Consider the following 24,133-nt stretch of genomic DNA (forward strand, 5'->3'; position numbering starts at 1 on the left):
ATGTGCTTTCTCCCTAGTGAGAGAGCGCATTTTTTGTCTTTTGTTGTCTATTGTGCTGAAGTTTTGAACATGATATTTTAATAAGATGAGAATACTTGAGAGGTGGAAATAAGATGAAGCGAATTGGGGTTCTTACAAGTGGAGGAGATTCACCGGGTATGAACGCTGCCATTCGTGCTGTAGTTCGTAAGGGGATTTTTCATGATCTTGAAGTTTATGGCATATACAATGGCTATTCAGGATTGATCTCGGGTAATATTACAAAGCTTGAGGTTGGTTCTGTAGGGGATATCATTCATAGAGGCGGAACAATGCTTCGCACCGCGCGATGTGAGGAGTTCAAAACACCAGAAGGACAAGCCAAAGGGATTGAACAGCTGAGGAAATATGGAATCGAAGGCCTTGTCGTCATCGGAGGCGACGGTTCGTTCCAGGGAGCGAAGAAGCTCACTGAGCACGGTTTTCCTACGATCGGGCTTCCAGGAACAATTGACAATGATATTCCGGGAACTGACTTTACCATCGGATTTGATACAGCATTAAATACAATCATTGAAGCCATCGATAAGATTCGAGATACGGCTACTTCCCATGACAGAACTTATGTTATTGAAGTCATGGGCCGGGATGCGGGCGACCTTGCTCTTTGGGCAGGCCTTGCCGATGGTGCAGAATCCATTCTTATTCCTGAAGAAAAACATGAGATGGAACAGATCATCAACCGGTTGAAATTAGGGATCGAGCGCGGCAAAAAGCACAGTATTATCATTGTTGCAGAAGGTGTTTGCAGCGGAGTTGAAATCGGCAAGCAGATCGAGGAAAAAACAAACTTGGAGACACGGGTCACCGTATTGGGGCACATCCAGCGCGGAGGTTCTCCTACGGCATTTGACCGCGTGCTTGCAAGCCGTCTTGGTGCCAGAGCTGTAGAATTGCTGCTCGAAGGCAAAGCCGGGCGTACGGTTGGTGTGCAAAAAAACGTATTGGTAGATCATGACATAACCGAAGTTCTAGCCAGCAAACACCAAATTGACCGGGGCATGTACCGTTTATCTCAAGAACTATCTATCTAATTCAATCAATGCATGTTAGCGAAATGCAAAATACAGGAGGAAGACCCATGCGTAAAACAAAAATAGTCTGTACGATCGGACCTGCAAGTGAAAGTGTAGAAAAGTTGACACAGCTCATCGAAACAGGTATGAATGTAGCTCGTCTAAACTTTTCCCACGGAGATTTTGAAGAACATGGAGCGCGTATCAAAAACATTCGAGAAGCAGCGGCCAAGCTTGGCAAGACTGTTGCGATACTTTTGGATACGAAAGGCCCTGAAATCCGTACACAAACACTTGAAGGCGGCGTTGCAGAACTGCAAGCCGGGGAAGAGCTTATTATCTCGATGGAAGAAGTTATGGGAACAAGCAAGAAGATTTCTGTAACCTATCCAGGTCTTGTTGATGATGTGCACGTCGGATCTAAAATCCTGCTGGACGATGGCTTGATCGAGCTTGAAGTTACGAACTTTGGTTCCAAAGAAATCACAACAAAGATTTTGAACAGCGGAACATTAAAGAACAAAAAAGGCGTAAACGTTCCGGGCGTAAGTGTAAAGCTTCCTGGAATCACAGATAAGGACGCGAAGGACATTAAGTTTGGGATTGAGCAGGGAATCGATTTCATCGCTGCTTCCTTTGTGCGCCGTGCAACGGATGTTCTTGAGATCCGTGAGATTCTTGAAAAACACAATGCACAAAGCATCCAGATCATTCCTAAGATTGAAAACCAGGAAGGTGTCGAGAACATCGACGAAATCCTTGCGGTATCTGATGGCTTGATGGTAGCCCGCGGTGACTTAGGCGTTGAGATTCCCGCTGAGGAAGTGCCGCTTGTACAAAAAATGCTGATCAAAAAATGTAATGAACTTGGGAAGCCTGTCATCACAGCTACCCAAATGCTTGATTCCATGCAGCGCAACCCTCGTCCGACACGTGCGGAAGCGAGTGACGTGGCGAACGCCATCTTTGACGGTACGGATGCCATCATGCTTTCAGGTGAAACAGCTGCAGGAACGTATCCTGTTGAAGCGGTTCAAACGATGCACAAGATTGCAGAACGTGCAGAATCTGCTTTAGATTATCGTAACATCCTGTCTCAGCGAAGCAAGGAAAGCAAAACAACGATCACAGACGCTATTTCTCAATCGGTTTCCTTTACCGCGTTAAATCTTGAAGCGGATGCAGTCATCACTGCGACTGAACGAGGAATGACAGCACGGATGATCTCTAAATACCGCCCTAAAGCACCTCTCATTGCTGTAACAAGCCATGAAGACGTGATGAGAAAACTATCTCTTGTATGGGGAGTATATCCTGTAAAGGGCAAGAAAGCCGATACAACAGATGAAATGTTCCAAATCGCGATCGATTCTTCACTCGAGAGCAACTTGGTCGCACATGGAAACATCGTCGTAATTACGGCTGGAGTTCCTGTCGGTAAAACAGGTTCAACCAACCTTCTGAAAGTTCACGTGATCGGTGATGTTCTTGCAAAAGGGCAAGGGATTGGACAGCAATCAGCGACTGGTAAAGTGGTTGTTGCACGCAATGCAGAAGAAGCCACAAAAGTAAATGAAGGTGATATCCTTGTTACGATCGGAACCGACCGTGAAATGATGTCAGCGATTGAAAAGGCAGCAGCCATCATTACTGAAGAGGGCGGATTAACTAGCCATGCTGCAGTGGTCGGCATCAGCTTGGGAAAACCGGTTATCGTGGGTCTTCAAGATGCTACAAAGCTTCTAAAAGACGGACAGGAAATCACGGTGGACGCTTCTAAAGGCGATATCTATGACGGGCGCAAAAACGTTTTATAATCTATAATAAGAAGAGAAGGAGCTGATCCTTCTCTTTTTTCATCGATTAGAAACCTTACTAAAGGAGCAGTCTTTATGTTCAGGATTTTGTTTGTATTGCTGCTTGTCGTACCAGCTGCAGAAATCGGATTATTGGTCTGGACGGGTAACCTGATCGGTCCGGTCCCTACCGTAGCACTCATTATGTTTACCGGTCTGTTGGGCGCTTGGCTGGCCAAAAGAGAAGGTATGAACGCACTCAGAAATGCACAGGCCCAGCTGCAAAACGGCCAGGTGCCGGGGAATGTACTCATTGATGGAATCTGTATTCTGGCGGGGGGCGTGTTCTTGTTCACTCCAGGATTTATTTCCGATTTTGCCGGATTACTGCTGCTTTTTCCTCCGACACGTTCTGTAGCTAAAGTGCAGTTATTACGTTATTTTCAGCGGAAAATAAGATCCGGACAATATAATTTCTATTGGAAACGATAAAAACGAGCCTCCAGTTGGAGGCTCTCTCTTTATTTGGAAATTTCAGCTTTTTCCTTTAATAAAATAGTAAACTTCGTGGAAGAATTGAGCCTGATGGAGAGCACGGAGGATGACAAGAAAGGCAGGTCCGATCAACAGGCCGAGAAATCCAAACCATTGGAACCCGACAAACAGGGCAATGAGCGTCGCGAGAGGATCAAGCCCGATGGTCGAGGAAAGAATTTTTGGTTCGGCCAGCTGCCGCTGTATAATGACCACGCCATAGAGAACAGAGAGCCCGACCGTTAACGGATAATCTCCGGAAACAAAGGTATAGGCAATCCAGGGCATGAAGACGGCTCCGGTTCCCAAATAGGGCAGAAGATCCACAGCGCCGATTAACAAAGCAATTGTGATGGCATATTCTATCCGAAGCAGCAATAGGCCGATCAATACAATAAAGGCTGTTATTGAGATAAGTGTCAGCTGCGCTTTGGCAAAACCAAACAATGCCTTGCGCAGTTCAATGTAAACGGTTCGGGTGCTCGCCATCCATTTATCAGAAGAGATCTTTCGCAGGTATCCAGAAAAACGATACCAGTCTTTGCAAATAAAAAAGGCCGCAAGAATGGAAAATACAAGTACGGTAACAATGCTCGGCAGACTGACAAGCACAGTGGAGATCCAGTTGACCGTTTGTTGAGCCAAATTGCTTACGGTTGTTGTGATGTGTGTTCCGACCGCATCAATATTTTTCATGATCGTCTGCTGATGCCCGTCATCCAAGTTATTAAACATACGGTTGATGTCATTATAGAGGGGGAGGATTTTCTCCTTGAAACAGATTTCCATGTATTGTACCAGTATTTTACTGTACGTAGGAAGAACGTGTGCCAGATAAGCAAATCCGGTGAAAATTTCCCGCATCAGGAGCAACACAGCTCCTGCCAATGTTGCGATAAGCAGAAGCAGAGCCGTAAAAACAGCGAAGCCTCGATGCATTCTCCCCTTTTCTTCTAAAAAGTTAACGAATGGATTGATCGACATGGCGATGATTCCGCCAAGGATAAAAGGGTAAGTTACTTTGGAAAGAAAAAAACAGGCAAGTAAGACAATGGAAAATAAACATACTATGAGAAAAAAGCGCAGAATACGGTGCAAATAGTCATTGTTCATATCCTTCACCATCCGTTCAGATCACTACATAAATAGAGAGAAGGTTACCTATCATGCAGTCAACATTGTTTTTGATCATCCTGCTGGCCATTGGAATCATAGCGAAGAACCAGTCGTTAATCATTGCTCTTGCCGTGTTGCTTGTCCTTAAATTCACAGGGATCGGGGATAAGGTCTTTCCTCTGATTCAGCAGAAAGGCATCAACTGGGGCGTAACCATCATCACGATTGCTGTGCTGATTCCAATCGCTACAGGGGACATCGGATTTAAACAGCTGCAGGAAGCCTTAAAATCATCATTTGCTTGGATTGCTTTGCTTTCCGGAATTTTTGTTGCGCTTATCGCATCAAAAGGAATAACGCTTCTGCAGAACGATCCTCATATTACAGCAGCTCTTGTTTTCGGCACCATTCTAGCTGTAGCTTTCTTAAACGGCGTAGCGGTAGGTCCTCTTATCGGGGCAGGAATTGCGTATATCGCTATGAAAATTGTCGAATTTTTCAGTGCTTAAACAACGAAAAAAGGCATTTCCATTCACAAAGCCCTGTTTATTGTTTATAATTGACTTATATGTACGATTTCCTTTAAATAGTCTACATTTCTTAAAAGGCTAGAAATGTAAGCTCTTACGTATAAGAGTTTTATGGTTTTGTGCTTTTCTATTAAAGGAGAAAGAGATTCTAGAAAGGGAGAGATAACCATGACAGCAACAAGAGGATTAGAAGGTGTAGTGGCTACAACCTCATCTGTCAGCTCAATCATTGATGATGTACTGACATACAGAGGGTACAGCATTGACGACTTGGCAGACCACGCAACATTTGAGGAAGTAGTATATTTATTGTGGAATGGAAAACTTCCTAACGAAAAGGAATTGGAGCAGTTTAAAGCAGAGCTTGCTGAACAAGCGGCTGTATCTGATGATTTAATCAAACAATTGAAATCGCTTCCTTTAAAAGGAGTTCACCCGATGGCGATTCTTCGTACAGCGGTTTCCTTGCTTGGAATGTACGATGAAGATGCAGAAGACATGACTAAAGAAGGAAATTACAAAAAAGCGGTTAAACTACAGGCACAGATTTCAACAGTGGTTACAGCGTTTGCAAGGATCCGTGAAGGCCAAGAGCCTGTTTCTCCACGCAAAGATTTAGGCCTTGCAGCTAACTTCCTTTACATGCTGACAGGCAAAGAACCAGACGAAGTGGCAGTGGAAGCATTTAATAAAGCATTGGTTCTTCATGCAGACCATGAACTGAATGCTTCAACATTTACTGCACGTGTTGCTGTAGCAACGCTTTCTGATATGTACTCCGGTGTAACTGCTGCGATCAGTGCGTTAAAAGGGCCTCTTCACGGAGGAGCAAACGAGCAGGTGATGAAGATGCTCAGCGAAATCAACAGTGAAGAGAACGTGGAAACTTACCTGAGAAAGGCCATTGACAACAAACAAAAAATCATGGGCTTCGGACACCGTGTATACAAAAATGGCGACCCGCGCGCCAAACATCTTCGTGAAATGAGCAAACAGCTTACAACAACAACAGGCGAAGAGAAATGGTATAAAATGTCTGTCAGATTAGAAGAGCTGCTAAAAGAAGAAAAAGGACTGCTTCCAAACGTAGACTTCTATTCTGCCAGCGTATACCACAGCCTTGGCATTCCTCACGATATCTTTACACCGATCTTTGCGGTGAGCCGTGTATCCGGTTGGATTGCCCATATTCTTGAGCAGTATGAAAACAATCGCTTGATTCGTCCGCGTGCAGATTATACCGGACCTTCCATGCAAAAGTACATTCCAGTTTCTGAACGCTAATGGTCAGTAAGAAAAGAGAAGAGGGGTTCCTCTTCTCTTTTGAAGGTTATTTTAGTAGGATAGAAAAGTAAGAGATTTTAGATAGGAGGACGAGCAACATGTCAAATGGAGAGCGTATTACAGTAGATAACGGGGTATTAAACGTACCTAACCAGCCGATCATCCCTTTTATTGAGGGAGACGGGACTGGCCCTGATATTTGGGCGGCAGCGTCACGTGTCTTGGAGGCAGCAGTAGATAAAGCATACAATGGCGAAAAGAAAATCGTCTGGAAGGAAGTTCTTGCCGGGGAGAAAGCATTCAACGAGACAGGCGAATGGCTTCCATCCGAAACACTTGATGTGATCCGCGATTACATAATCGCTATTAAAGGACCTCTTACCACGCCTGTTGGCGGAGGAATCCGTTCATTAAACGTGGCACTTCGCCAAGAATTGGACTTGTTCACTTGTCTTCGTCCGGTTCGTTATTTCCAAGGTGTACCTTCACCTGTAAAACGTCCGGAAGATACGGATATGGTGATCTTCCGTGAAAACACTGAAGATATTTACGCGGGTATCGAGTATGCAAGCGGATCTGATGAAGTGAAGAAGGTTATTTCTTTCCTGCAGGAAGAAATGGGAGTAAAGAAAATCCGCTTCCCTGAAACTTCCGGTATCGGAATCAAGCCCGTTTCTTCTGAAGGAACAAAACGTTTGGTTCGTGCTGCCCTTCAGTACGCGATCAGCGAAGGGCGCAAGAGCTTAACGCTTGTCCACAAAGGAAACATCATGAAATTTACAGAAGGTGCATTCAAAAACTGGGGTTATGAGCTTGCTGAACAAGAATTCGGCGATAAAGTATTCACTTGGGCTCAATACGACCGCATTGCTGAAGAACAAGGGAAAGACGCAGCTAACAAAGCACAAGCTGACGCAGAGGCTGCAGGCAAAATTATCGTTAAAGACTCTATCGCTGATATTTTCCTTCAGCAGATCCTTACTCGTCCTGCAGAATTTGATGTTGTTGCGACAATGAACCTGAATGGTGACTACATTTCTGATGCGCTTGCGGCACAAGTAGGCGGAATCGGAATCGCGCCTGGAGCTAACATCAACTATGAAACTGGCCATGCGATCTTCGAAGCTACTCATGGTACAGCTCCTAAATATGCAGGACTGGATAAAGTTAACCCTTCTTCTGTTATTCTATCTGGTGTTTTAATGCTGGAGCACCTCGGATGGCAAGAAGCAGCTAAACTCATTACTTCTGCTATGGAAAAAGCTATTGCCGGCAAAGTTGTTACTTATGACTTCGCACGTTTGATGGACGGTGCTACAGAAGTAAAATGTTCTGAGTTTGCTGACGAACTCATCAGCAATATGTAATTAAAATTGGCCCCGGTCCTCCGGGGCCAATTCCTAAATTTTGAAAAAAAGAACCAAGATTATTGGAGGGATTCCTTATGGCAGTAAACTCACGCAAAAAGATTTCAGTCATTGGTGCAGGTTTTACTGGAGCAACAACCGCATTTATCGCAGCTCAAAAAGAACTTGGGGATGTAGTGCTTGTTGACATTCCTCAAGCAGAGAATCCTACTAAAGGGAAAGCGCTGGACATGCTGGAAGCAAGCCCTGTACAAGGATTTGATGCGAATATCATTGGTACTTCCAATTATGAAGATACAAAAGATTCCGATGTGGTCGTTATTACTGCAGGAATCGCACGTAAACCCGGCATGAGCCGTGATGATCTTGTGAACACAAATGCGAAAGTCATGAAAAGCGTTACACAAGAAATCGTGAAGTATTCTCCCAACACAGTAATCATCGTTCTGACAAATCCTGTTGATGCGATGACTTACACGGTTCTTAAAGAATCAGGTTTCCCGAAAAGCCGAGTGATCGGACAGTCTGGAATCCTTGATTCGGCTCGTTTCCGTACGTTTATCTCCCAAGAATTGAACCTTTCTGTTAAAGACATCACCGGTTTTGTTCTTGGCGGGCATGGAGATGACATGGTGCCGCTCGTACGATACTCCTATGCAGGCGGAATCCCATTGGAAAAATTAATTCCTCAAGATCGTCTGGATGCGATTGTTGAACGTACTCGCAAAGGCGGCGGAGAAATTGTCAACCTCCTAGGAAACGGAAGCGCTTATTATGCTCCTGCTGCTTCCTTGGTAGAAATGGTAGAAGCGGTACTTAAAGACCAAAGACGTGTTCTTCCAACGATCGCTTATCTCGAAGGCGAATACGGCTATAACGGGATTTGCCTAGGTGTTCCAACAATCGTAGGCGGCAACGGACTTGAAGAAATCATTGAACTTGAATTAACAGCTGATGAAAAGGCAGCGCTGGATCGTTCTGCAGAATCTGTTAAAAGTGTAATGAATGTTTTAGCATAAATCGTTTGATTAAAAGGTTCGGGCGATCCCGAATCTTTTAATCAAAAAAGAAATGTAAGCGTTTACTTAAGGAGTAATGAGGGGTGGCCATTTATGTTATTAGGAAAAAAACGTAAACTGGGCAGAAATATAGAAGAGATCCAAGCAGGGGAAAAACTAGAAATGTCCGAAACGATTGAAGATAAAGATCTGCTCTTATACCTTGGACTTACCAACGATAACAACCCATTATTCATCCAGCATGATTATGCATCCATGACTCCATTCAAAAAACCAATTGTTCCGCAGATTCTGCTGACCGGGATGATAACAGCCGCGGTGTCCAAATATTTGCCTGGTCCCGGAAGCAGCATTAAAAAACAATCACTGTCATTCCCGAAACCTGTTTATCATTACGGCAAAGTGAATTTCCTGTTTGAAGTGACAGAAATCAACCAGTCGGCACATTCCATCATGATGAAAGTAGAAGGGAAAAATGAGAAAAACGAGCTGGTCATTATAGGGGACCTGGAAATATGTCCTCCTTATCCGCCTAAATCTATTACATCAAATACGCTGGAAAACTTTTAGACCGGGCGACCGGTCTTTTTTTATTTAAACAAACAAAAGATTTTGTTGGCATGAAGTGGTGTCTTGCTTCAGAACCCGAGGACGAAAATTGAAATCTAATTTCGACTTAAATGTCTGAATTCAGAAACTCCAGCGCTTGTCGGCTTAAACAGGCGCTTCGGTTTTTCTTTTAAAATTTACAAACTTTACGAAATCTTTAATCTAGCCCTTTTGTGCTTCGAAGAAAAAAATAGTATGATTGTAATGAAAATGGTGAAACGTAAATAAAAAAGGGTGGGAAAAGATGAGCCAGAAAATCATGGTAGTCGAGGACGAATTATCGATCTCAACATTATTACAATTTAATTTAGAACAAGCTGGTTTTGAAGTGATCACCGCTATGGATGGACGAAAGGGCCTTGAATTAGCAGAAATGGAAAAGCCGGATTTAATCGTTCTTGATCTTATGCTTCCTGAAATGGATGGTCTCGAGGTCTGTAAAAATCTGAGACAAAAGCAGCTTTTTATTCCCATTCTCATGCTGACTGCAAAAGATGATGAATTTGATAAGGTACTAGGGTTGGAATTAGGCGCAGATGACTATATGACAAAGCCGTTCAGCCCCCGTGAAGTAGTTGCCCGTGTGAAAGCGATCCTCCGTCGGACAAAGCAGGCAGCAATTGAAGAGCCTGCTCCACCAGAGGAACCAGAGAAGCTGACGATCGGCGAGGTAGAAGTCTATCCCGAGAACTATGAAGCTTTCTACAAAGGCACTGCACTTGAACTGACCCCGAAAGAGTTCGAGCTGCTCGTCTACCTTTCAAAGAATAAAAACCGGGTGCTCACCCGTGAACAGCTCCTGTCTGCTGTTTGGAACTATGACTTTGTCGGAGATACTAGGATTGTGGATGTGCACATCAGCCACTTGCGGGAAAAAATCGAAGAAAATACCCGAAAGCCGATTTATATCAAAACCATCAGGGGGATGGGCTATAAGCTTGAGGTTCCGCAATAATGCCAGATTTTAAAAACCGGGTACTTTCTTTTTTCCTGGTTGGAATTATGCTTGTGTTCATCCTGCTCGCTCTGATTGTCGGGGGTCTGGTGCACTATACTGTTAAGGAAAAACGTCTGCAATCCTACCAGCGTGAACTCCAGCTGGTTTCCCTTTCGGCTCTAAACCGTGATCCAGTTTTTCTGGAAAAGCTGCTGAACCGAGCGGAGAAGGATTTAGGAGGTAAGGTTCTTTATCTATCTCCTAAAGGAAAGGTTTTGGCGCAGTCACAAAATGAGAAAGAAGCTGTTCCCGAAGAGCCGTTAAGAGGATTGGCCGATTATAAAGGAAACTCTCTGGCTGCTACAAAAGATATCGACCGCATGATTTATACTCTTCCTGTAAAAAATCAAGCGTCTGAATCAATTAAGGGGTATGTCCAGCTTGTTATTCCTGAAAAGACAGCCAACGGCACTGAGCGGTCCATATGGCTTGCCATGTCTCTTGGTTTTATCATCAGCTTAATTATTGTTCTCTTCGTATCGATCCGTGTACTGAATCGGATCGTGAAGCCAGTCGAGGAGGCGACAAGCACCGCGAAGGAGCTGGCAAGAGGGAATTTTAAGGCGAGAACCTATGAATATAAAGGCGATGTAGGGGAACTGAACTTCTCCTTAAATGTACTCGCCCGAAATCTCGAGAAGATGACAAAATCCTATGAATCACAGCAAGACCGTTTAAAGACCCTGATTGAAAACATGGGCAGCGGATTGATTTTGATCGATTCTGACGGCTATATAACGATTGTTAACCGGGCATTCAAAGAAATTTTTAAAGAGTATACCGATTCATGGACCGGCCACTTGTTTCATGACGTATTTCCATATAATGAGATTACAAAGATCGTTGAAGATACGTTTATTATGGAAACCAACATCCGGAAGCAAGTCGTGCTTCCTATTCATATTGAGAGAAAGAACTTTGATATTTACAGCGCTCCGGTCCTCAATAGTCTTGGAAAACTTCGCGGCATTGTTCTTGTGTTTCATGACATTACTGAATTGAAAAAACTGGAACAAATGAGAAAGGATTTTGTTGCAAACGTTTCTCATGAATTAAAAACACCGGTTACTTCACTAAAGGGTTTTGCTGAAACCTTATTGGACGGGGCAGACGGCAATCCGGAAATCCGCAAAAAGTTTCTTACGATCATGTGGAAAGAGAGTGACCGGCTGCAGCATCTTATCCAGGATCTGCTTGATCTGTCAAAAGTGGAACAAGGCTTTTCCTTGAACCTGCAAAAGGTGAATCTCGCGACGATCGTTGAAGAAGTGATGCTCATGCTGGAAACAAAAACACAGGAGAAAGAGATAAAGATCAAGTATTCTGCAGAAGGGAATACCGTGATTGAAGGGGATTCGCCGAGGTTAAAGCAAGTGTTCATCAATCTAATCAATAACAGCCTAAACTATACGCCAAAAGGCGGCAGGGTAACTATCCGTTTGAAGGAAAGCAGTGAAAAAGTGACCTTCAGTGTATCCGATACAGGAATCGGCATTCATAAAGAGGAAATATCACGGATCTTCGAACGGTTTTACAGAGTAGACAAGGCGAGAAGCAGAAACTCCGGCGGTACAGGCCTCGGCCTCGCGATTGTCAAGCACTTGGTAGAAGCCCACAGAGGGCGTATCCATGTAAAAAGCAAGCCGGGGGAAGGTTCAACGTTTACACTGGTCTTTAAAAAAGAATTTAATGCGTGAATTTACAAAATATTAACACTGCATTTGTTCAGGCTTAACAGTTTATCGTTATGCTATAACTATCCTTTTTCAGTACCCCCTTTAAGAGAATCCGTTCCGGGTTCTCTCTTTTTTTGTCTTCTTTTTAAACAGGAACCGGCAATTTTCTTTTCATAGAGCAGGATGGTACAATGGGAACAGGAAAACAACTGATCAGGGGGTATCATTTTGGCAAATAAATTAATATTGATCGATGGAAACAGTATCGCATACCGTGCGTTTTTCGCGCTTCCTCTGCTCAACAATGATAAAGGTGTATACACAAATGCCGTTTACGGATTTACGACGATGCTTCTTAAAATTTTGGAAGATGAAAAGCCCAGCCATGTGCTTGTAGCATTTGATGCGGGGAAAACAACCTTCAGGCATAAAACGTTTACCGAATATAAAGGCGGACGGCAGAAGACTCCTTCAGAGCTTTCCGAACAGTTCCCGCTCATCCGCCAGCTTTTGGACGGTTTTGGGATTAAACGGTACGAGCTCGAAAACTATGAAGCAGATGATATTATCGGGACGCTTTCCAGCCAGGCTGAAAAAGGAGACTGGGATGTTAAAGTTTTTACTGGTGATAAAGATTTGCTTCAGCTCGTAACAGAAAACGTTGAAGTTGCACTGACCCGTAAAGGGATCTCGGAAGTGGAAGCTTACGACCTAAAACAGGTGGAAGAGAGGTATGGCATAAACCCAAACCAGATTATCGACATGAAGGGTCTGATGGGCGATCCATCCGATAACATCCCGGGAGTTCCAGGAGTCGGGGAAAAAACAGCCATTAAACTAATCAAACAGTTCGGCACACTGGAAGAAACACTGGAATCCATTGATCAGGTTTCTGGGGCAAAGCTGAAGGAGAAACTGGCTGACAATAAGGAACAGGCCTTGATGAGTAAACAACTGGCTACCATAACGCATGAAGCACCGATCGAAATCTCCTTAAACGACTCGGTGTATGAAGGTTACAAATCAGAACAGCTGATTCCACTCTTTAAAGATCTTGGGTTCAACTCGCTGCTGGAACGAATCGGCGGTGACAGCGGAGCTGAACAGCTGAGCGAACAGGAAAAAGAAGAGATATCCTTTGAGAAGGCTGAAGAGCTTAATGATGAGATCTTATCAACACCTGCCGCACTTATCGTAGAAACAACCCCGGAAACGTACCATAAAGCTCCGGTCAACGGGCTGGCGATCGTGAACAGCAATGGAAAGTATTATATCCCTGCTGAAAAAGCGCTGTCTTCCGCAGTGTTTAAAGAATGGGCGGAGAATGACACCAAAACGAAGTACGTGTTCGACGCCAAGAGAGCTTACGTGGCATTGGACTGGAACGGAATTTCACTAAAGGGTGTGGAGTTTGATCTTATGATCGCTTCTTATCTTTTGGATCCGTCTGAGTCAGGAGAAGACGTAGCGGGCATTGCTAAACGCTACGGTATACATGACACGGACACGGAAGAAGCGGTATACGGAAAAGGCGCCAAACGCAAGGTTCCGGAAGAAGAGGTATTAGCGGAACATCTTGTCCGTAAAGCGAATGCGATTTTTGCTCTTCAGGACAAGCTGGCTGGACTGCTGAAGGAAAACGAACAGTATGAACTTTTTGCGGACCTGGAGCTTCCATTATCACTGGTGCTTGGTGAAATGGAAACGACAGGAGTAAAAGTGGACGCAGGAAGGCTGCAGGCGATGGGACAAGAACTCACAGAACAGCTGAAAACGCTGGAAGAAGAGATTCATGAACTGGCCGGTGTATCTTTCAACATCAATTCGCCGAAGCAGTTAGCGGAGATCCTGTTTGAGAAACTCAATCTGCCGGCGATCAAAAAGACAAAGACCGGTTACAGCACCTCGGTGGATGTGCTTGAAAAATTGGAAGGCAAGCATGAAATCATCAGGAAAATCCTTGTTTATCGCCAGCTTGGAAAATTAAGCTCGACCTACATTGAAGGCCTATTGAAGGTAGTTGATGAAGATACGCATAAGATCCATACACGATTTAACCAGGCACTCACTCAAACAGGAAGATTGAGTTCGACAGAACCCAACCTGCAAAATATTCCGATCAGGCTTGAAGCAGGAAGAAAGATCAGGCAAGCCTTCGTCGCTTCAAAACCGGGCTGGAAAATCCTCGCCGCGGACTATTCTCAAATTGAACTTCGTGTCCTTGCACATATTTCTCAGGATGAAAATTTGATGGAAGCCTTCAAAAAAGAAATGGACGTTCATACGAAGACTGCGATGGATGTCTTCCACGTGGGCACGGATGAAGTGACCTCGGAAATGAGAAGGCATGCGAAGGCGGTTAACTTTGGAATTGTATATGGAATCAGTGATTATGGCCTTTCGCAAAGCTTGAACATTACAAGGAAAGAAGCCGGAGAATTTATTGAGAAGTATTTAAGAACGTTCCCTGGCGTTAAGGAATATATGGAATCCGTCGTCCGCCAGGCGAAACAGGATGGCTATGTTTCAACGCTCATGCACCGCCGCCGTTACTTGCCGGAGATCACGAGCCGGAATTTTAATTTAAGAAGCTTTGCCGAACGGACGGCCATGAATACTCCGATTCAGGGTACAGCGGCCGACATCATTAAAAAAGCGATGGTTGAAATGGATCGGGTGCTGAAAGAAGAAAAACTCAAAGCATCAATGCTGCTTCAGGTGCATGATGAGCTGATCTTTGAGGTGCCGGAAAACGAAATTGATAAGCTTTGCTCCATGGTCCCTAAGGTGATGGAATCTGCACTCGGCCTGGATGTCCCATTAAAAGTTGATTTAGATTACGGAGATACTTGGTACGACGCGAAATAGAGTGGAGAAAAAGCCGTTTCGGCTGTTTTCATTTTCATTTGAGGTGAAAGATATGCCTGAATTGCCAGAGGTAGAAAACGTAAAAAACACGCTCAACAGACTGGTTGGCGGGAAAACGATTAAAGAAGTGAACGTCTTATGGAGCAATATTATTAAACATCCTGAGCTCGATGAATTCAAAATCCGGCTCAGCGGCCAGACGATTCAACATGTCGAGCGAAGGGGCAAGTTCCTGAAGATCTTTCTTGATGATGACGTGCTGGTCTCCCATCTGAGGATGGAGGGGAAGTATGCATTAAATCAAAAAGAAGAACCGATTGATAAACATACGCATGTCCTTTTTGAGTTTACTGACGGCAGTGAGCTCAGGTATCGGGATGTACGGAAATTCGGTACGATGCACTTGTATCCTATAGGTGAAGAAGAACAACAGCCGCCGTTATCCAAACTTGGATATGAACCTTTTTCTGCAGAACTTACCCCAGCTTTTTTAAAGAAGATGTTCTCAAAGACAGGCCGGTCGGTGAAGGCGGTATTGCTTGATCAGTCTTTAATTGCAGGCCTCGGAAATATTTATGTGGATGAGATTCTTTTTGCATCGGGTATTCATCCGGAACAAAAAGCCAGCGGACTATCGCTGCATCGGTTAAAACGGCTTCAGGAAAACATGGTTTCCATTCTGAAAGAGTCGGTCGAAAAAGGCGGAAGTACGATTCGGTCTTATGTGAACTCCGAAGGGAGATCCGGGAACTTTCAACTGGAGCTTTTTGTTTATGGAAAAAAAGGCGAACCTTGCAAAAAGTGTGGACGTGAAATAGCAAGAATCGTTGTGGCCGGAAGAGGCACTCATTTTTGCAGCAGCTGCCAAAAATAACAGTTCCCAAGCTCCTTTCATATACTACAGCACGTGGTATGAAAGGAGCTTTTGCCGTTATGGTGTCCTTTTCGATGCTCTTACTGGCGTTTGCAGTAAGCCTTGACAGCTTTGGTACGGGGCTGACGTATGGCATGAAGGAAATAAAGATTCCGTTAAAGTCGGTCATCATCATTTCCATCTGTTCAGCCATCACTTTTTTTGCTGCCATGGGGTTCGGTCACTTTTTAGAACGTTTTTTATCCCCGCATGCCGGGCAGGTAACCGGCGGCTTGATCCTTTTAAGTCTCGGTTCGTATTTTTTGTACCAAGTAGCCAAACCTGAAAAAAAGGTATCGGCTATACCCGAAGAGAAGATTATTGTAAAATTAGAAATAAAATCACTGGGAATCATGATCCAAATCCTAAGCAAGCCGACGATCGCAGATCTTGATAAATCCGGCTCCATTAATGGGTGGGAGGCGGTCCTGCTGGGCATCGCCCTTTCTCTCGACGCTTTTGGAGCGGGGATTGGTGCTGCGATGGTGGATATGCCTCCTTTTCTTACGGCATTTACGGTAGCGGCCATGAGCTCAATCTTTGTCATTGGAGGCATGAAGTTAGGCTTTTCATTGTCCAGAATTACATGGATGAAGAAGCTTACCTTTCTTCCCGGGATCTTACTGATTATTATTGGATTGCTGAAAATGTAATAGGAGGCTTATACAATCATGATTATTGGCCTGACCGGCGGAATTGCCAGCGGAAAAAGCACGGTTTCCAATCTTTTGCGAAGCTATAATATCCCTGTTGTTGATGCAGATCTTATCGCGCGCCAGGTTGTGGAGCAAGGCCAGTCTGCCTACGTTAAAATCGTAGAGCACTTTGGAAAAGAAGTATTGGACGAAGAGGAGAACATTGACAGGAAAAAACTCGGAGGCATCATTTTTACAGATGCCCGGAAGCGGAAAGCGCTGAATGGAATTGTTCATCCGGCAGTAAGGCTAGAAATGAAAAAGCAGGCGGAACACTACCTGATGGAAGGATTCTCTCATGTGGTCATGGATATTCCCTTGTTGTTTGAGAGCAGATTGACTCATATGGTAGATCGCACGCTGCTGATCTATGTGGATGAGAAAACTCAATTCAGCCGGTTAGTGAAGAGAGACAACTTCACAGAGGAGGAGGCATGGAGCAGGATTGCTTCACAGATGCCTTTAAAGGATAAAGTGGAGCTGGCGGATGCTGTGATTACAAACAATGGTTCACTCGAGGAGCTAAAAGTAAAATTGGATGAACAATTGAGAGAATGGAAGATCATTTAAACCTCTGATTAGTCAGAGGTTTATTTTTTGCCCATTTTAATAAAATGATGTTCTTTTTTTATCTAAATATGCTATACTAATTGTAGAAAAAGAGATTAAAAAGTATAACATAAATGGAGGGAGCACACCATGAAAGCAAAAGTAGCGATTAATGGACTCGGGCGGATCGGAAGAATGGTTTTTCGTAAGATGATGGAGGAAAATAACGAGTTTGAGGTCGTAGCAATCAACGCAAGCTATCCTCCTGAAACGTTAGCACATATGATTAAGTATGACTCAATTCACGGCAGGTTTGATGGTGAAGTAACTGCCCATGAAGGCTACTTAATGGTGAGCGGGCAAAAAGTCCTTCTATTAAATTCTCGTGATCCAAGAGAACTGCCATGGAAAGGCCTCGGTATTGACATCGTAATCGAAGCTACCGGGAAATTTAAGACAAAAGAAACAGCTGGCTACCATCTGCAGGCAGGAGCGAAAAAAGTCATCATCACGGCACCTGGAAAAGACGAAGATATTACGATTGTTATGGGTGTAAATGACAGCGATTACAAAGCGGACGAACACCATATTATATCCAATGCATCATGCACGACGAACTGCCTGGCCCCTGTTGTGAAAGTGCTTGATGAACAGTTCGGTATTGAATCAGGGATGATGACGACGATTCATGCGTATACCAATGATCAAAGGAATATTGATAACCCGCATAAGGATCTCAGACGTGCAAGGGCGTGCGGACAATCGATTATTCCAACGTCTACCGGTGCAGCAAAAGCCATTTCCAAGGTTCTGCCTCATCTCACTGGAAAATTGAACGGGATGTCACTGCGCGTGCCCACTCCCAATGTATCCCTTGTGGATTTAGTTGTGGATCTAAAAACGGATGTGACAGAAGAGATGATCAATGACGCATTAAAGGCCGCGTCTGAAGGATCATTAAACGGTATTCTTGGATACAGCGAACAGCCGCTCGTTTCTATTGATTATAATGGCAATGAGCATTCTTCGATCATTGACGGTCTAACTACCATGGTGATTGAAAATAAAAAAGTAAAAGTACTCGCCTGGTATGACAACGAATGGGGCTATTCTTGCCGCGTTGTTGATCTTGCAGGCCTTGTGGCTTCGGGTTTAGCTCAAAAAGCAGACATGAAGATTGCTTCCTTATAAAAAAACTTGAATGGAAAAACGGATGGCGCCGGCTTGCGGCTCCATCCGTTTTTTCTCATTTTCCGAACAAATTCCACCTTGTAAAGCGTTTACTTTTTACATAAAAATTTAAAGGGAAATTTCAAACTAATTATTGCAAATGAAAAATAAAACAAGTATACTATGATTCGTGAACTTCAAATAAAGCAAACCAAGGCGTTGGATTCTACTTAAAGGGTTAGGACCTCTTAGGACTAACTTTCCCCCGTGGTAGGTGTTCAATACCGCATGCTTGAAGGCATGAAAAATTTTTAAGGGGGACTATGCTAATATGGATACAATGGGAAGACACGTAATTGCTGAACTTTGGGGATGCAACAGTGAAAAGCTGAATGACATGAGATTTATTGAAGAGACGTTTGTTGACGCTGCCCTTAGAGCAGGTGCAGAAATTCGTGAGGTTGCTTTTCATAAGTTTGCGCCGCATGGCGTGAGCGGGGTTGTTATTATTTCTGAATCACATTTAACAATTCACAGTTTTCCAGAGCATGGTTATGCAAGCATCGATGTATACACTTGTGGGGATCGTATTGATCCAAATGTGGCCGCTGATTATATTTCACAGGCTTTGGAAGCAAACAGCCGTGAAAATCTAGAGGTTCCACGTGGAATGGGTCCTGTTAAAGTTAAAAATAAAGTTGCCGCTAATTAATAAAATGAAAGCTAAGTCGAAAAAGAGGTGTGTTCTAGCACCTCTTTTTTTACTTTCTGTTTAAATAGAAGAGTCAAGAGGAGGAGAAACATGCTAAAAAGGCTGCAAAATATCTTGAAAAATAATTCGGAAACTTCCGAGAACCATCAGGACCCTTTACTCCAAACCCATTATTTTAAAGCGAACCGCACGAAAGTTATGGAAGCGGTCGAAGAGCTCGTTAAGCAGCAAAGCAATTATAAACTGCTTGGATCATCCAAGGAGCGCGGAGAACTATCTTTTGAAGTGACTTCTCCAAGGAAGGCTTTTGCTGTTATCACTGCAACCTCTCTCAGACCTTTTAAAACGGCCGTAGATATTAACGTGACATCTGAATCCCCGCTTCCTATTGACTTTGGATACAGCAGGAAGGTAATCCTATCTATAAATGAAGGGTTGAAGGGGAGACTTGAATTTATTGGTACCTCCTTGCTGGAAAACAATTAATTCTTGTCACATGCCCTCCTTTTGTCTAAGATAGAATTATAATAGAGGTTAATTAATTTTTGGAGTTGATCTGCTTTGCGTTGTCCGTCCTGTCAGTTTAACGGTACAAAAGTGCTTGATTCTAGACCGGTCCATTCGGGAAGATCGATTCGCCGCAGACGGGAATGCGAGTCATGCACCTATCGATTTACAACCTTTGAAACAGTTGAAGAAATACCGCTGATTGTTGTGAAAAAAGAGGGTACCCGGGAAGAGTTCAGCAGAGAAAAAATTCTTCGCGGACTCATAAAAGCTTGTGAAAAACGCCCCGTACCTTTAGAAGTTCTTGAAAATATCGTAGATCATATTGAAAAAGACTTAAGGAACCAAGGGATTTCAGAGATAAACAGCAAAGAAGTCGGCGAAAAAGTCATGGATTATCTAGCGGACACGGACGAAGTAGCTTATGTCCGATTTGCTTCGGTATACCGGCAATTTAAGGACATTAATGTATTTATACAAGAACTGAAAGAATTAATAAAAAAAGACGAGCAATAACCTGCGTAAGACACCGGTTTTACGCTTTTTTTTATCAAGCAAAAACTTTTTTTCGAAAGGTGAGAACCATGAGTGTACACTGGAAAGAAATTGTCCCGGTGGATACATATGAGGTTCAATTTAGCGGTTATCTTCATCATATCGACCGCAAAGTATTGACCATGCTGTACCAGCCGTTAATAGGCGCATTTGCCTATAGTTTATATATGACCTTTTGGTGTGATGCCGATATGGAGGCACCAAAACAACAATCGCATCAAAGACTTATGAATGTCACCCAATTTTCATTAAAGGATATTATCTCATCCAGGAAAAAACTGGAAGCAATCGGACTGCTGAAGACATTTAAGAGGGAGACGGACGAATCCAGAGCCTACCTCTATGAGCTTCAAACTCCTTTATCTCCCGCTGAATTTTTCAATGACGGGGTTTTAAACATTTATCTGTACAACCGGTTGGGCAAAACAAAATATGGTGAGATGCGTGACCATTTTATACAAGAAAAAACGAAGATGGACGAGTACGAGGAGATCACCTCAGCATTCAATGATATCTTTGTCTCGCTCCATCCTTCGGAAATGACCGCAGGAACATATTCGGAAATCCAGGAGGGTTCGCAGGCGAACCTGGCTGATAGGAAATTGGGCAATCCGCTCTCCATCGCCTTTGACGACTTTGATTTTGAATTGTTGATCTCAAGCATTTCAAGCTTCATCCTTCCAAAGGAGGTCATAACACCGTCTATAAGGGAATCGATACTGAAGCTGGCATATGTATACCAGATGGGACCTATTGAAATGAGCAGGCAAATACAAAACGCTTACCACCTTCATGGAGAGCTGACCATTGAAAACCTTCGGAAAGAAGTACAAAAATGGTACAGGATTGAAAACAATAACCAGCTTCCGCAGATGGCTCTCCGTACCCAGCCGCAGGCCTTAAAATCTTCGGCAGGCACGGAGCCTGTTACAGAAGAAGAAAAAGTGATAAAATTCTTTGAGGAAATATCGCCTTATCAATTACTTGAGCTTCATTCCGGAACGAAGCCGGCAGAAGTCGATTTGAATATTGTTACCTACCTGATGCTGGAGCAGAAAATGACGCCAGGTGTGGTCAATGTTTTGATCGATTATGTGCTGAAGACCAACGATCTTAGGCTTAACCGTTCATTCGTCGAGAAAATTGCAAGCCACTGGGCCAGGAAAAAAGTGCAATCTGTACCGGAAGCGATGGCGCTTGCCCGTGCAGAACAGCAAAAGTACAAGGAATGGCAAGAGCGTAAGCAGACGAATTCATATAAACAAAACGGAAAGCAGAAGAAAGGCGCCCGCCTTCCGGACTGGCTGAAGGATGAAGAATCTGGAACAGGGAAAAAAGAAAAGAACAGCAATAATGATCTGGAAGAGCAAAACCAGCAATGGCTTGAAAACCTGCTGAAAGAAATGTAAAAGGGGGGAACAGACATGGAATCGATGATGGACGCCGTTAAAAAAATGGAGGGGTATGATCAGCTTAAAAAGGAGTATGACCGAATCAAGCAGCATGTACTCGAGGATCCTTATGTTCGCTCATTCCTTGAGCAGAACCCTGAACTAAATCAGTCAAGCGTTGAGAAAGGGTTGACCAAGCTCTATGAGTATTCTAAGGAAAAAAACCATTGTTCCAGCTGCCCGGGGCTTGACCTTTGCCCGAACCTGATGCAAGGCTATCAGCCTGAGCTGGCTGCCGACAGAAACCAGATCGATATATTTTATGAAAAATGCATGCTGAAGAAACAGGATGAAAAACAAAAGTCGATGAGTGCCCTTATCAGAAGCTATTTTATTCCAAAAGATATACTTCAAGCGTCGTTTGACCGCCTTCACAGCATTGATCAGGACAGAAAAGAAGCGATTGGCGCGGCATGGGATTTTGTAAAGTCAGCCTCTTCCGGAGAAGCAGCAAAAGGAATCTATTTTTACGGCAAATTCGGTGTTGGAAAGACCTATCTGCTCGGTGCCATCGCTAATGCATTAGCTGAGCGGCAGATCCCTTCGCTGCTCGTTCACACTCCAGAGTTTTTGCGGGAGATGAAAAACAGCCTTTCGGACGGCAGCTTCAATGAAAAAATGGAGCTTCTGAAAACCGTGCCAGTCCTTATGCTGGATGACCTCGGTGCTGAAAACATGACGAACTGGGTCAGAGATGAGATCATAGGCGTCATTCTTCAATACCGAATGATGGAGAGGCTGCCGACACTGTACTCGTCCAATTATGATTTTACATTGCTTGAAGAGCATTTTTCCTACTCGCAGAAAGGCGGCCTGGAGCAGGCAAAAGCGAAACGGATCATGGAACGCATACGTCATCTTGCTGTGCCGATCTTTATCGGTGGAGATAAAAACTTCAGGACTCAGCAGTAATCCTGTTTCCGAGAAACCCCTATCTAAAAAAAAGATAGGGGTTTTTTTGTTTAATCTCATGAATCTTCGGGAAGATGCAAATACTACCTAGAGAATCAGCAGACAGAAAGGAAATGAATATGGGAATCATTCTAGCAGTCATTACAGCAGTTTGCTGGGGAAGCATCGTACTGGTCAGCCAAAAACTTGGAGGAGATTCATACAGCCAAACACTGGGTATGACCATTGGTGCTCTTGTCTTTTCAGTGATCACATTTTTTATCGTCCACCCGGAGATCAACACCCTGGTTTTAATCGTAGGTGCCGTATCAGGGGCATTCTGGGTGGTTGGCCAGCGTTTTCAATTTGCCAGCGTTGATCACCTGGGCGTATCCAAAATAGTTCCATTGTCAACAGGAATGCAGCTGTTCGGAACCACGCTTTTTGGTGTCCTCGTCTTCCATGAGTGGAAAACAAAAACGGAAATCATCATCGGGATCATCTCGATCGCTGTTATTATTTTGGGGGCAGTATTCACTTCGCTCAGAGATAAAGGCAGCCAGGAGGACAGCGGGAAGAGCTATAAAAAAGGTTTTCTTATTCTGCTGTTGTCTACCGCAGGCTATGTCGGCTATGTGGTTATCGTGAATTGGTTTAAGGTTGGAGGATGGGAAGCGATCTTACCGCAGGCAGCGGGGATGTTTATCGGCGGTTTGCTTCTGACGTTTACTGGGAAGCCTTTTAATAAATTTGCGGTCAGAAATATACTTACGGGTGTTATTTGGAGTACCGGGAATATCACCCTGTTGCTTTCTTTGCCGAAAATCGGGGTGGCAACCAGCTTCTCTCTGTCACAGACAGGGATTATCATTTCCACACTCGGCGGCATCTTCATCCTGAAGGAGAAGAAATCGAAGCGCCAGATCATCTTCGTTATCGCAGGGTGTTTACTTATCATTGCAGGCGGCGTAATGCTCGGTTTCACAAAAAGCTAAGGAGCGGATAAGTTCATGTTTACAGATCTAGAAGGAAAAGCAGTTGTTATTACAGGAGCGAGTACAGGAATCGGAAAGGCATGTGCTCAGCGTTTTGCAAAAGAAAAAGCAAAGATCACTGTCAATTATTTTACTGAAAAGGACAATGAAGTGGAAGAACTGCTTCAAGAGCTGAGAGATCTCGGTGGAGGAGCGATCGCGGTTCAGGGAGATGTAACGAAAGAGGAAGATATTAAAAATATGGTCGAACGCACAGTGGAGACCTTCGGAAGACTGGATATCATGATTAATAACGCAGGTATCGAAAACGAGGTTCCCTCTCACGAGCTTTCTCTTGAGGATTGGAATAAAGTAATCGCAACCAATCTTACCGGACAGTTTCTTGGCTGCCGGGAAGCGATCTCCTATTTTCTGAAGAATAACATTGAGGGCTGCATCATTAACATGTCGAGTGTACACGAGATCATTCCTTGGCCGCACTTTGTGCACTATGCAGCAAGCAAAGGCGGTGTGAAACTTATGACCGAAACGTTGGCGATGGAGTACGCACCGAAGAAAATCAGGGTCAATGCCATTGCCCCAGGGGCGATCAACACACCGATCAATGCCGAAAAGTTTTCAGATCCCGGTAAAAAAGCGGATGTTGAAAAGTTAATTCCAATGGGATATATCGCTGAACCGGAGGAAATTTCGTCGGTCGCTGTATGGCTCGCTTCCAGGGAGTCAAGGTATGTTACGGGCCATACACTCATCGCTGACGGTGGAATGACGTTATATCCATCGTTTCAGGCAGGCCGGGGTTAAGCATAAAATGATTAATCATCCCAGGACAAACCGTCTGTTC

At 44.0% G+C, this 24,133-nt stretch carries 23 protein-coding genes; 22 read left to right on the top strand and 1 reads right to left on the bottom strand.

The window, feature by feature from the left end:
- Positions 1-113: 113 nt before the first annotated feature.
- The 3 genes from pfkA (at position 114) to QYF49_RS06215 (ending at position 3,343) form a co-directional block, all read left to right on the top strand.
- Positions 114-1,073: a 6-phosphofructokinase gene (gene pfkA / locus QYF49_RS06205; protein ID WP_290398726.1), complete on the top strand. Its 960-nt coding sequence runs from the start codon at positions 114-116 to the stop codon at positions 1,071-1,073.
- A gap of 47 nt (positions 1,074-1,120) precedes the next feature.
- Positions 1,121-2,872, top strand: a complete 1,752-nt coding sequence (gene pyk, locus QYF49_RS06210) for a pyruvate kinase (protein ID WP_290398727.1) — start codon at positions 1,121-1,123, stop codon at positions 2,870-2,872.
- Between the two features lie 75 nt (positions 2,873-2,947).
- Positions 2,948-3,343 carry an FxsA family protein gene (locus QYF49_RS06215; RefSeq protein WP_290398728.1) on the top strand — a complete coding sequence of 132 codons (396 nt, stop codon included), beginning with the start codon at positions 2,948-2,950 and terminating at the stop codon, positions 3,341-3,343.
- 42 nt (positions 3,344-3,385) lie between these two features.
- Here the strand turns inward: QYF49_RS06215 and ytvI are convergent, their stop codons facing one another.
- Positions 3,386-4,498, bottom strand: a complete 1,113-nt coding sequence (gene ytvI / locus QYF49_RS06220) for a sporulation integral membrane protein YtvI (RefSeq protein ID WP_290398729.1) — start codon at positions 4,496-4,498, stop codon at positions 3,386-3,388.
- Between the two features lie 53 nt (positions 4,499-4,551).
- Between ytvI and QYF49_RS06225 the strand changes: the two genes are divergently transcribed.
- From QYF49_RS06225 to QYF49_RS06315, 19 genes are all read left to right on the top strand, one after another.
- On the top strand, positions 4,552-5,010 hold the full coding sequence (locus QYF49_RS06225) for a DUF441 domain-containing protein (RefSeq protein ID WP_290398730.1): 459 nt from the start codon (positions 4,552-4,554) through the stop codon (positions 5,008-5,010).
- 189 nt (positions 5,011-5,199) lie between these two features.
- Positions 5,200-6,315 (top strand): citrate synthase, encoded by a 1,116-nt coding sequence (citZ, locus tag QYF49_RS06230; protein WP_290398731.1) that lies wholly within the window; start codon positions 5,200-5,202, stop codon positions 6,313-6,315.
- 98 nt (positions 6,316-6,413) lie between these two features.
- Complete coding sequence (gene icd, locus QYF49_RS06235) at positions 6,414-7,682, top strand: NADP-dependent isocitrate dehydrogenase (RefSeq protein ID WP_290398732.1); 1,269 nt, start codon at positions 6,414-6,416, stop codon at positions 7,680-7,682.
- 77 nt (positions 7,683-7,759) lie between these two features.
- Positions 7,760-8,701 carry a malate dehydrogenase gene (gene mdh, locus QYF49_RS06240; RefSeq protein ID WP_290398733.1) on the top strand — a complete coding sequence of 314 codons (942 nt, stop codon included), beginning with the start codon at positions 7,760-7,762 and terminating at the stop codon, positions 8,699-8,701.
- A gap of 93 nt (positions 8,702-8,794) precedes the next feature.
- A complete protein-coding gene (locus QYF49_RS06245; protein ID WP_290398734.1) occupies positions 8,795-9,271 on the top strand; it encodes a MaoC/PaaZ C-terminal domain-containing protein in 477 nt (158 codons plus the stop codon).
- 283 nt (positions 9,272-9,554) lie between these two features.
- Positions 9,555-10,265: a response regulator transcription factor gene (locus QYF49_RS06250; RefSeq protein ID WP_290398735.1), complete on the top strand. Its 711-nt coding sequence runs from the start codon at positions 9,555-9,557 to the stop codon at positions 10,263-10,265.
- Complete coding sequence (pnpS, locus tag QYF49_RS06255) at positions 10,265-12,004, top strand: two-component system histidine kinase PnpS (RefSeq protein ID WP_290398736.1); 1,740 nt, start codon at positions 10,265-10,267, stop codon at positions 12,002-12,004. The genes QYF49_RS06250 and pnpS overlap by 1 nt, the downstream gene beginning before the upstream one ends.
- Before the next feature lie 204 nt (positions 12,005-12,208).
- Positions 12,209-14,851: a DNA polymerase I gene (gene polA / locus QYF49_RS06260; RefSeq protein ID WP_290399063.1), complete on the top strand. Its 2,643-nt coding sequence runs from the start codon at positions 12,209-12,211 to the stop codon at positions 14,849-14,851.
- A 52-nt stretch (positions 14,852-14,903) separates the two neighbouring features.
- Positions 14,904-15,725, top strand: a complete 822-nt coding sequence (gene mutM / locus QYF49_RS06265; protein WP_290398737.1) for a DNA-formamidopyrimidine glycosylase — start codon at positions 14,904-14,906, stop codon at positions 15,723-15,725.
- Between the two features lie 59 nt (positions 15,726-15,784).
- Positions 15,785-16,417 (top strand): sporulation membrane protein YtaF, encoded by a 633-nt coding sequence (gene ytaF / locus QYF49_RS06270; protein WP_425589556.1) that lies wholly within the window; start codon positions 15,785-15,787, stop codon positions 16,415-16,417.
- An 18-nt stretch (positions 16,418-16,435) separates the two neighbouring features.
- Positions 16,436-17,029, top strand: a complete 594-nt coding sequence (gene coaE, locus QYF49_RS06275; RefSeq protein WP_290398738.1) for a dephospho-CoA kinase — start codon at positions 16,436-16,438, stop codon at positions 17,027-17,029.
- Between the two features lie 129 nt (positions 17,030-17,158).
- A complete protein-coding gene (locus QYF49_RS06280; protein ID WP_290398739.1) occupies positions 17,159-18,199 on the top strand; it encodes a glyceraldehyde-3-phosphate dehydrogenase in 1,041 nt (346 codons plus the stop codon).
- Between the two features lie 310 nt (positions 18,200-18,509).
- Positions 18,510-18,890: an adenosylmethionine decarboxylase gene (speD, locus tag QYF49_RS06285; RefSeq protein ID WP_290398740.1), complete on the top strand. Its 381-nt coding sequence runs from the start codon at positions 18,510-18,512 to the stop codon at positions 18,888-18,890.
- A gap of 90 nt (positions 18,891-18,980) precedes the next feature.
- Positions 18,981-19,376 (top strand): cytosolic protein, encoded by a 396-nt coding sequence (locus tag QYF49_RS06290; protein ID WP_290398741.1) that lies wholly within the window; start codon positions 18,981-18,983, stop codon positions 19,374-19,376.
- 75 nt (positions 19,377-19,451) lie between these two features.
- Positions 19,452-19,913, top strand: a complete 462-nt coding sequence (gene nrdR / locus QYF49_RS06295) for a transcriptional regulator NrdR (protein ID WP_290398742.1) — start codon at positions 19,452-19,454, stop codon at positions 19,911-19,913.
- A 68-nt stretch (positions 19,914-19,981) separates the two neighbouring features.
- Complete coding sequence (locus QYF49_RS06300) at positions 19,982-21,361, top strand: replication initiation and membrane attachment family protein (RefSeq protein ID WP_290398743.1); 1,380 nt, start codon at positions 19,982-19,984, stop codon at positions 21,359-21,361.
- A 15-nt stretch (positions 21,362-21,376) separates the two neighbouring features.
- Positions 21,377-22,315: a primosomal protein DnaI gene (gene dnaI / locus QYF49_RS06305; RefSeq protein WP_290398744.1), complete on the top strand. Its 939-nt coding sequence runs from the start codon at positions 21,377-21,379 to the stop codon at positions 22,313-22,315.
- 119 nt (positions 22,316-22,434) lie between these two features.
- Positions 22,435-23,289, top strand: a complete 855-nt coding sequence (locus QYF49_RS06310) for a GRP family sugar transporter (protein ID WP_290398745.1) — start codon at positions 22,435-22,437, stop codon at positions 23,287-23,289.
- Between the two features lie 15 nt (positions 23,290-23,304).
- Positions 23,305-24,093, top strand: a complete 789-nt coding sequence (locus tag QYF49_RS06315; RefSeq protein ID WP_290398746.1) for a glucose-1-dehydrogenase — start codon at positions 23,305-23,307, stop codon at positions 24,091-24,093.
- Positions 24,094-24,133: the final 40 nt, after the last annotated feature.

It is taken from the genome of Fictibacillus terranigra (assembly GCF_030412265.1).
GTDB lineage: Bacteria > Bacillota > Bacilli > Bacillales > Fictibacillaceae > Fictibacillus_C > Fictibacillus_C terrinigri.

Coding starts and splice junctions, on each gene's coding strand:
- dnaI (WP_290398744.1), top strand. CDS start 21,377: ATGGAATCGATGATGGACGCCGTTAAAAAAATGGAGGGGTATGATCAG.
- QYF49_RS06310 (WP_290398745.1), top strand. CDS start 22,435: ATGGGAATCATTCTAGCAGTCATTACAGCAGTTTGCTGGGGAAGCATC.
- ytaF (WP_425589556.1), top strand. CDS start 15,785: ATGGTGTCCTTTTCGATGCTCTTACTGGCGTTTGCAGTAAGCCTTGAC.
- speD (WP_290398740.1), top strand. CDS start 18,510: ATGGATACAATGGGAAGACACGTAATTGCTGAACTTTGGGGATGCAAC.
- coaE (WP_290398738.1), top strand. CDS start 16,436: ATGATTATTGGCCTGACCGGCGGAATTGCCAGCGGAAAAAGCACGGTT.
- ytvI (WP_290398729.1), bottom strand. CDS start 4,498: ATGAACAATGACTATTTGCACCGTATTCTGCGCTTTTTTCTCATAGTA.
- citZ (WP_290398731.1), top strand. CDS start 5,200: ATGACAGCAACAAGAGGATTAGAAGGTGTAGTGGCTACAACCTCATCT.
- QYF49_RS06290 (WP_290398741.1), top strand. CDS start 18,981: ATGCTAAAAAGGCTGCAAAATATCTTGAAAAATAATTCGGAAACTTCC.
- mutM (WP_290398737.1), top strand. CDS start 14,904: ATGCCTGAATTGCCAGAGGTAGAAAACGTAAAAAACACGCTCAACAGA.
- QYF49_RS06215 (WP_290398728.1), top strand. CDS start 2,948: ATGTTCAGGATTTTGTTTGTATTGCTGCTTGTCGTACCAGCTGCAGAA.
- pfkA (WP_290398726.1), top strand. CDS start 114: ATGAAGCGAATTGGGGTTCTTACAAGTGGAGGAGATTCACCGGGTATG.
- mdh (WP_290398733.1), top strand. CDS start 7,760: ATGGCAGTAAACTCACGCAAAAAGATTTCAGTCATTGGTGCAGGTTTT.
- pnpS (WP_290398736.1), top strand. CDS start 10,265: ATGCCAGATTTTAAAAACCGGGTACTTTCTTTTTTCCTGGTTGGAATT.
- QYF49_RS06300 (WP_290398743.1), top strand. CDS start 19,982: ATGAGTGTACACTGGAAAGAAATTGTCCCGGTGGATACATATGAGGTT.
- QYF49_RS06245 (WP_290398734.1), top strand. CDS start 8,795: ATGTTATTAGGAAAAAAACGTAAACTGGGCAGAAATATAGAAGAGATC.
- pyk (WP_290398727.1), top strand. CDS start 1,121: ATGCGTAAAACAAAAATAGTCTGTACGATCGGACCTGCAAGTGAAAGT.
- QYF49_RS06315 (WP_290398746.1), top strand. CDS start 23,305: ATGTTTACAGATCTAGAAGGAAAAGCAGTTGTTATTACAGGAGCGAGT.
- icd (WP_290398732.1), top strand. CDS start 6,414: ATGTCAAATGGAGAGCGTATTACAGTAGATAACGGGGTATTAAACGTA.
- QYF49_RS06225 (WP_290398730.1), top strand. CDS start 4,552: ATGCAGTCAACATTGTTTTTGATCATCCTGCTGGCCATTGGAATCATA.
- QYF49_RS06250 (WP_290398735.1), top strand. CDS start 9,555: ATGAGCCAGAAAATCATGGTAGTCGAGGACGAATTATCGATCTCAACA.
- QYF49_RS06280 (WP_290398739.1), top strand. CDS start 17,159: ATGAAAGCAAAAGTAGCGATTAATGGACTCGGGCGGATCGGAAGAATG.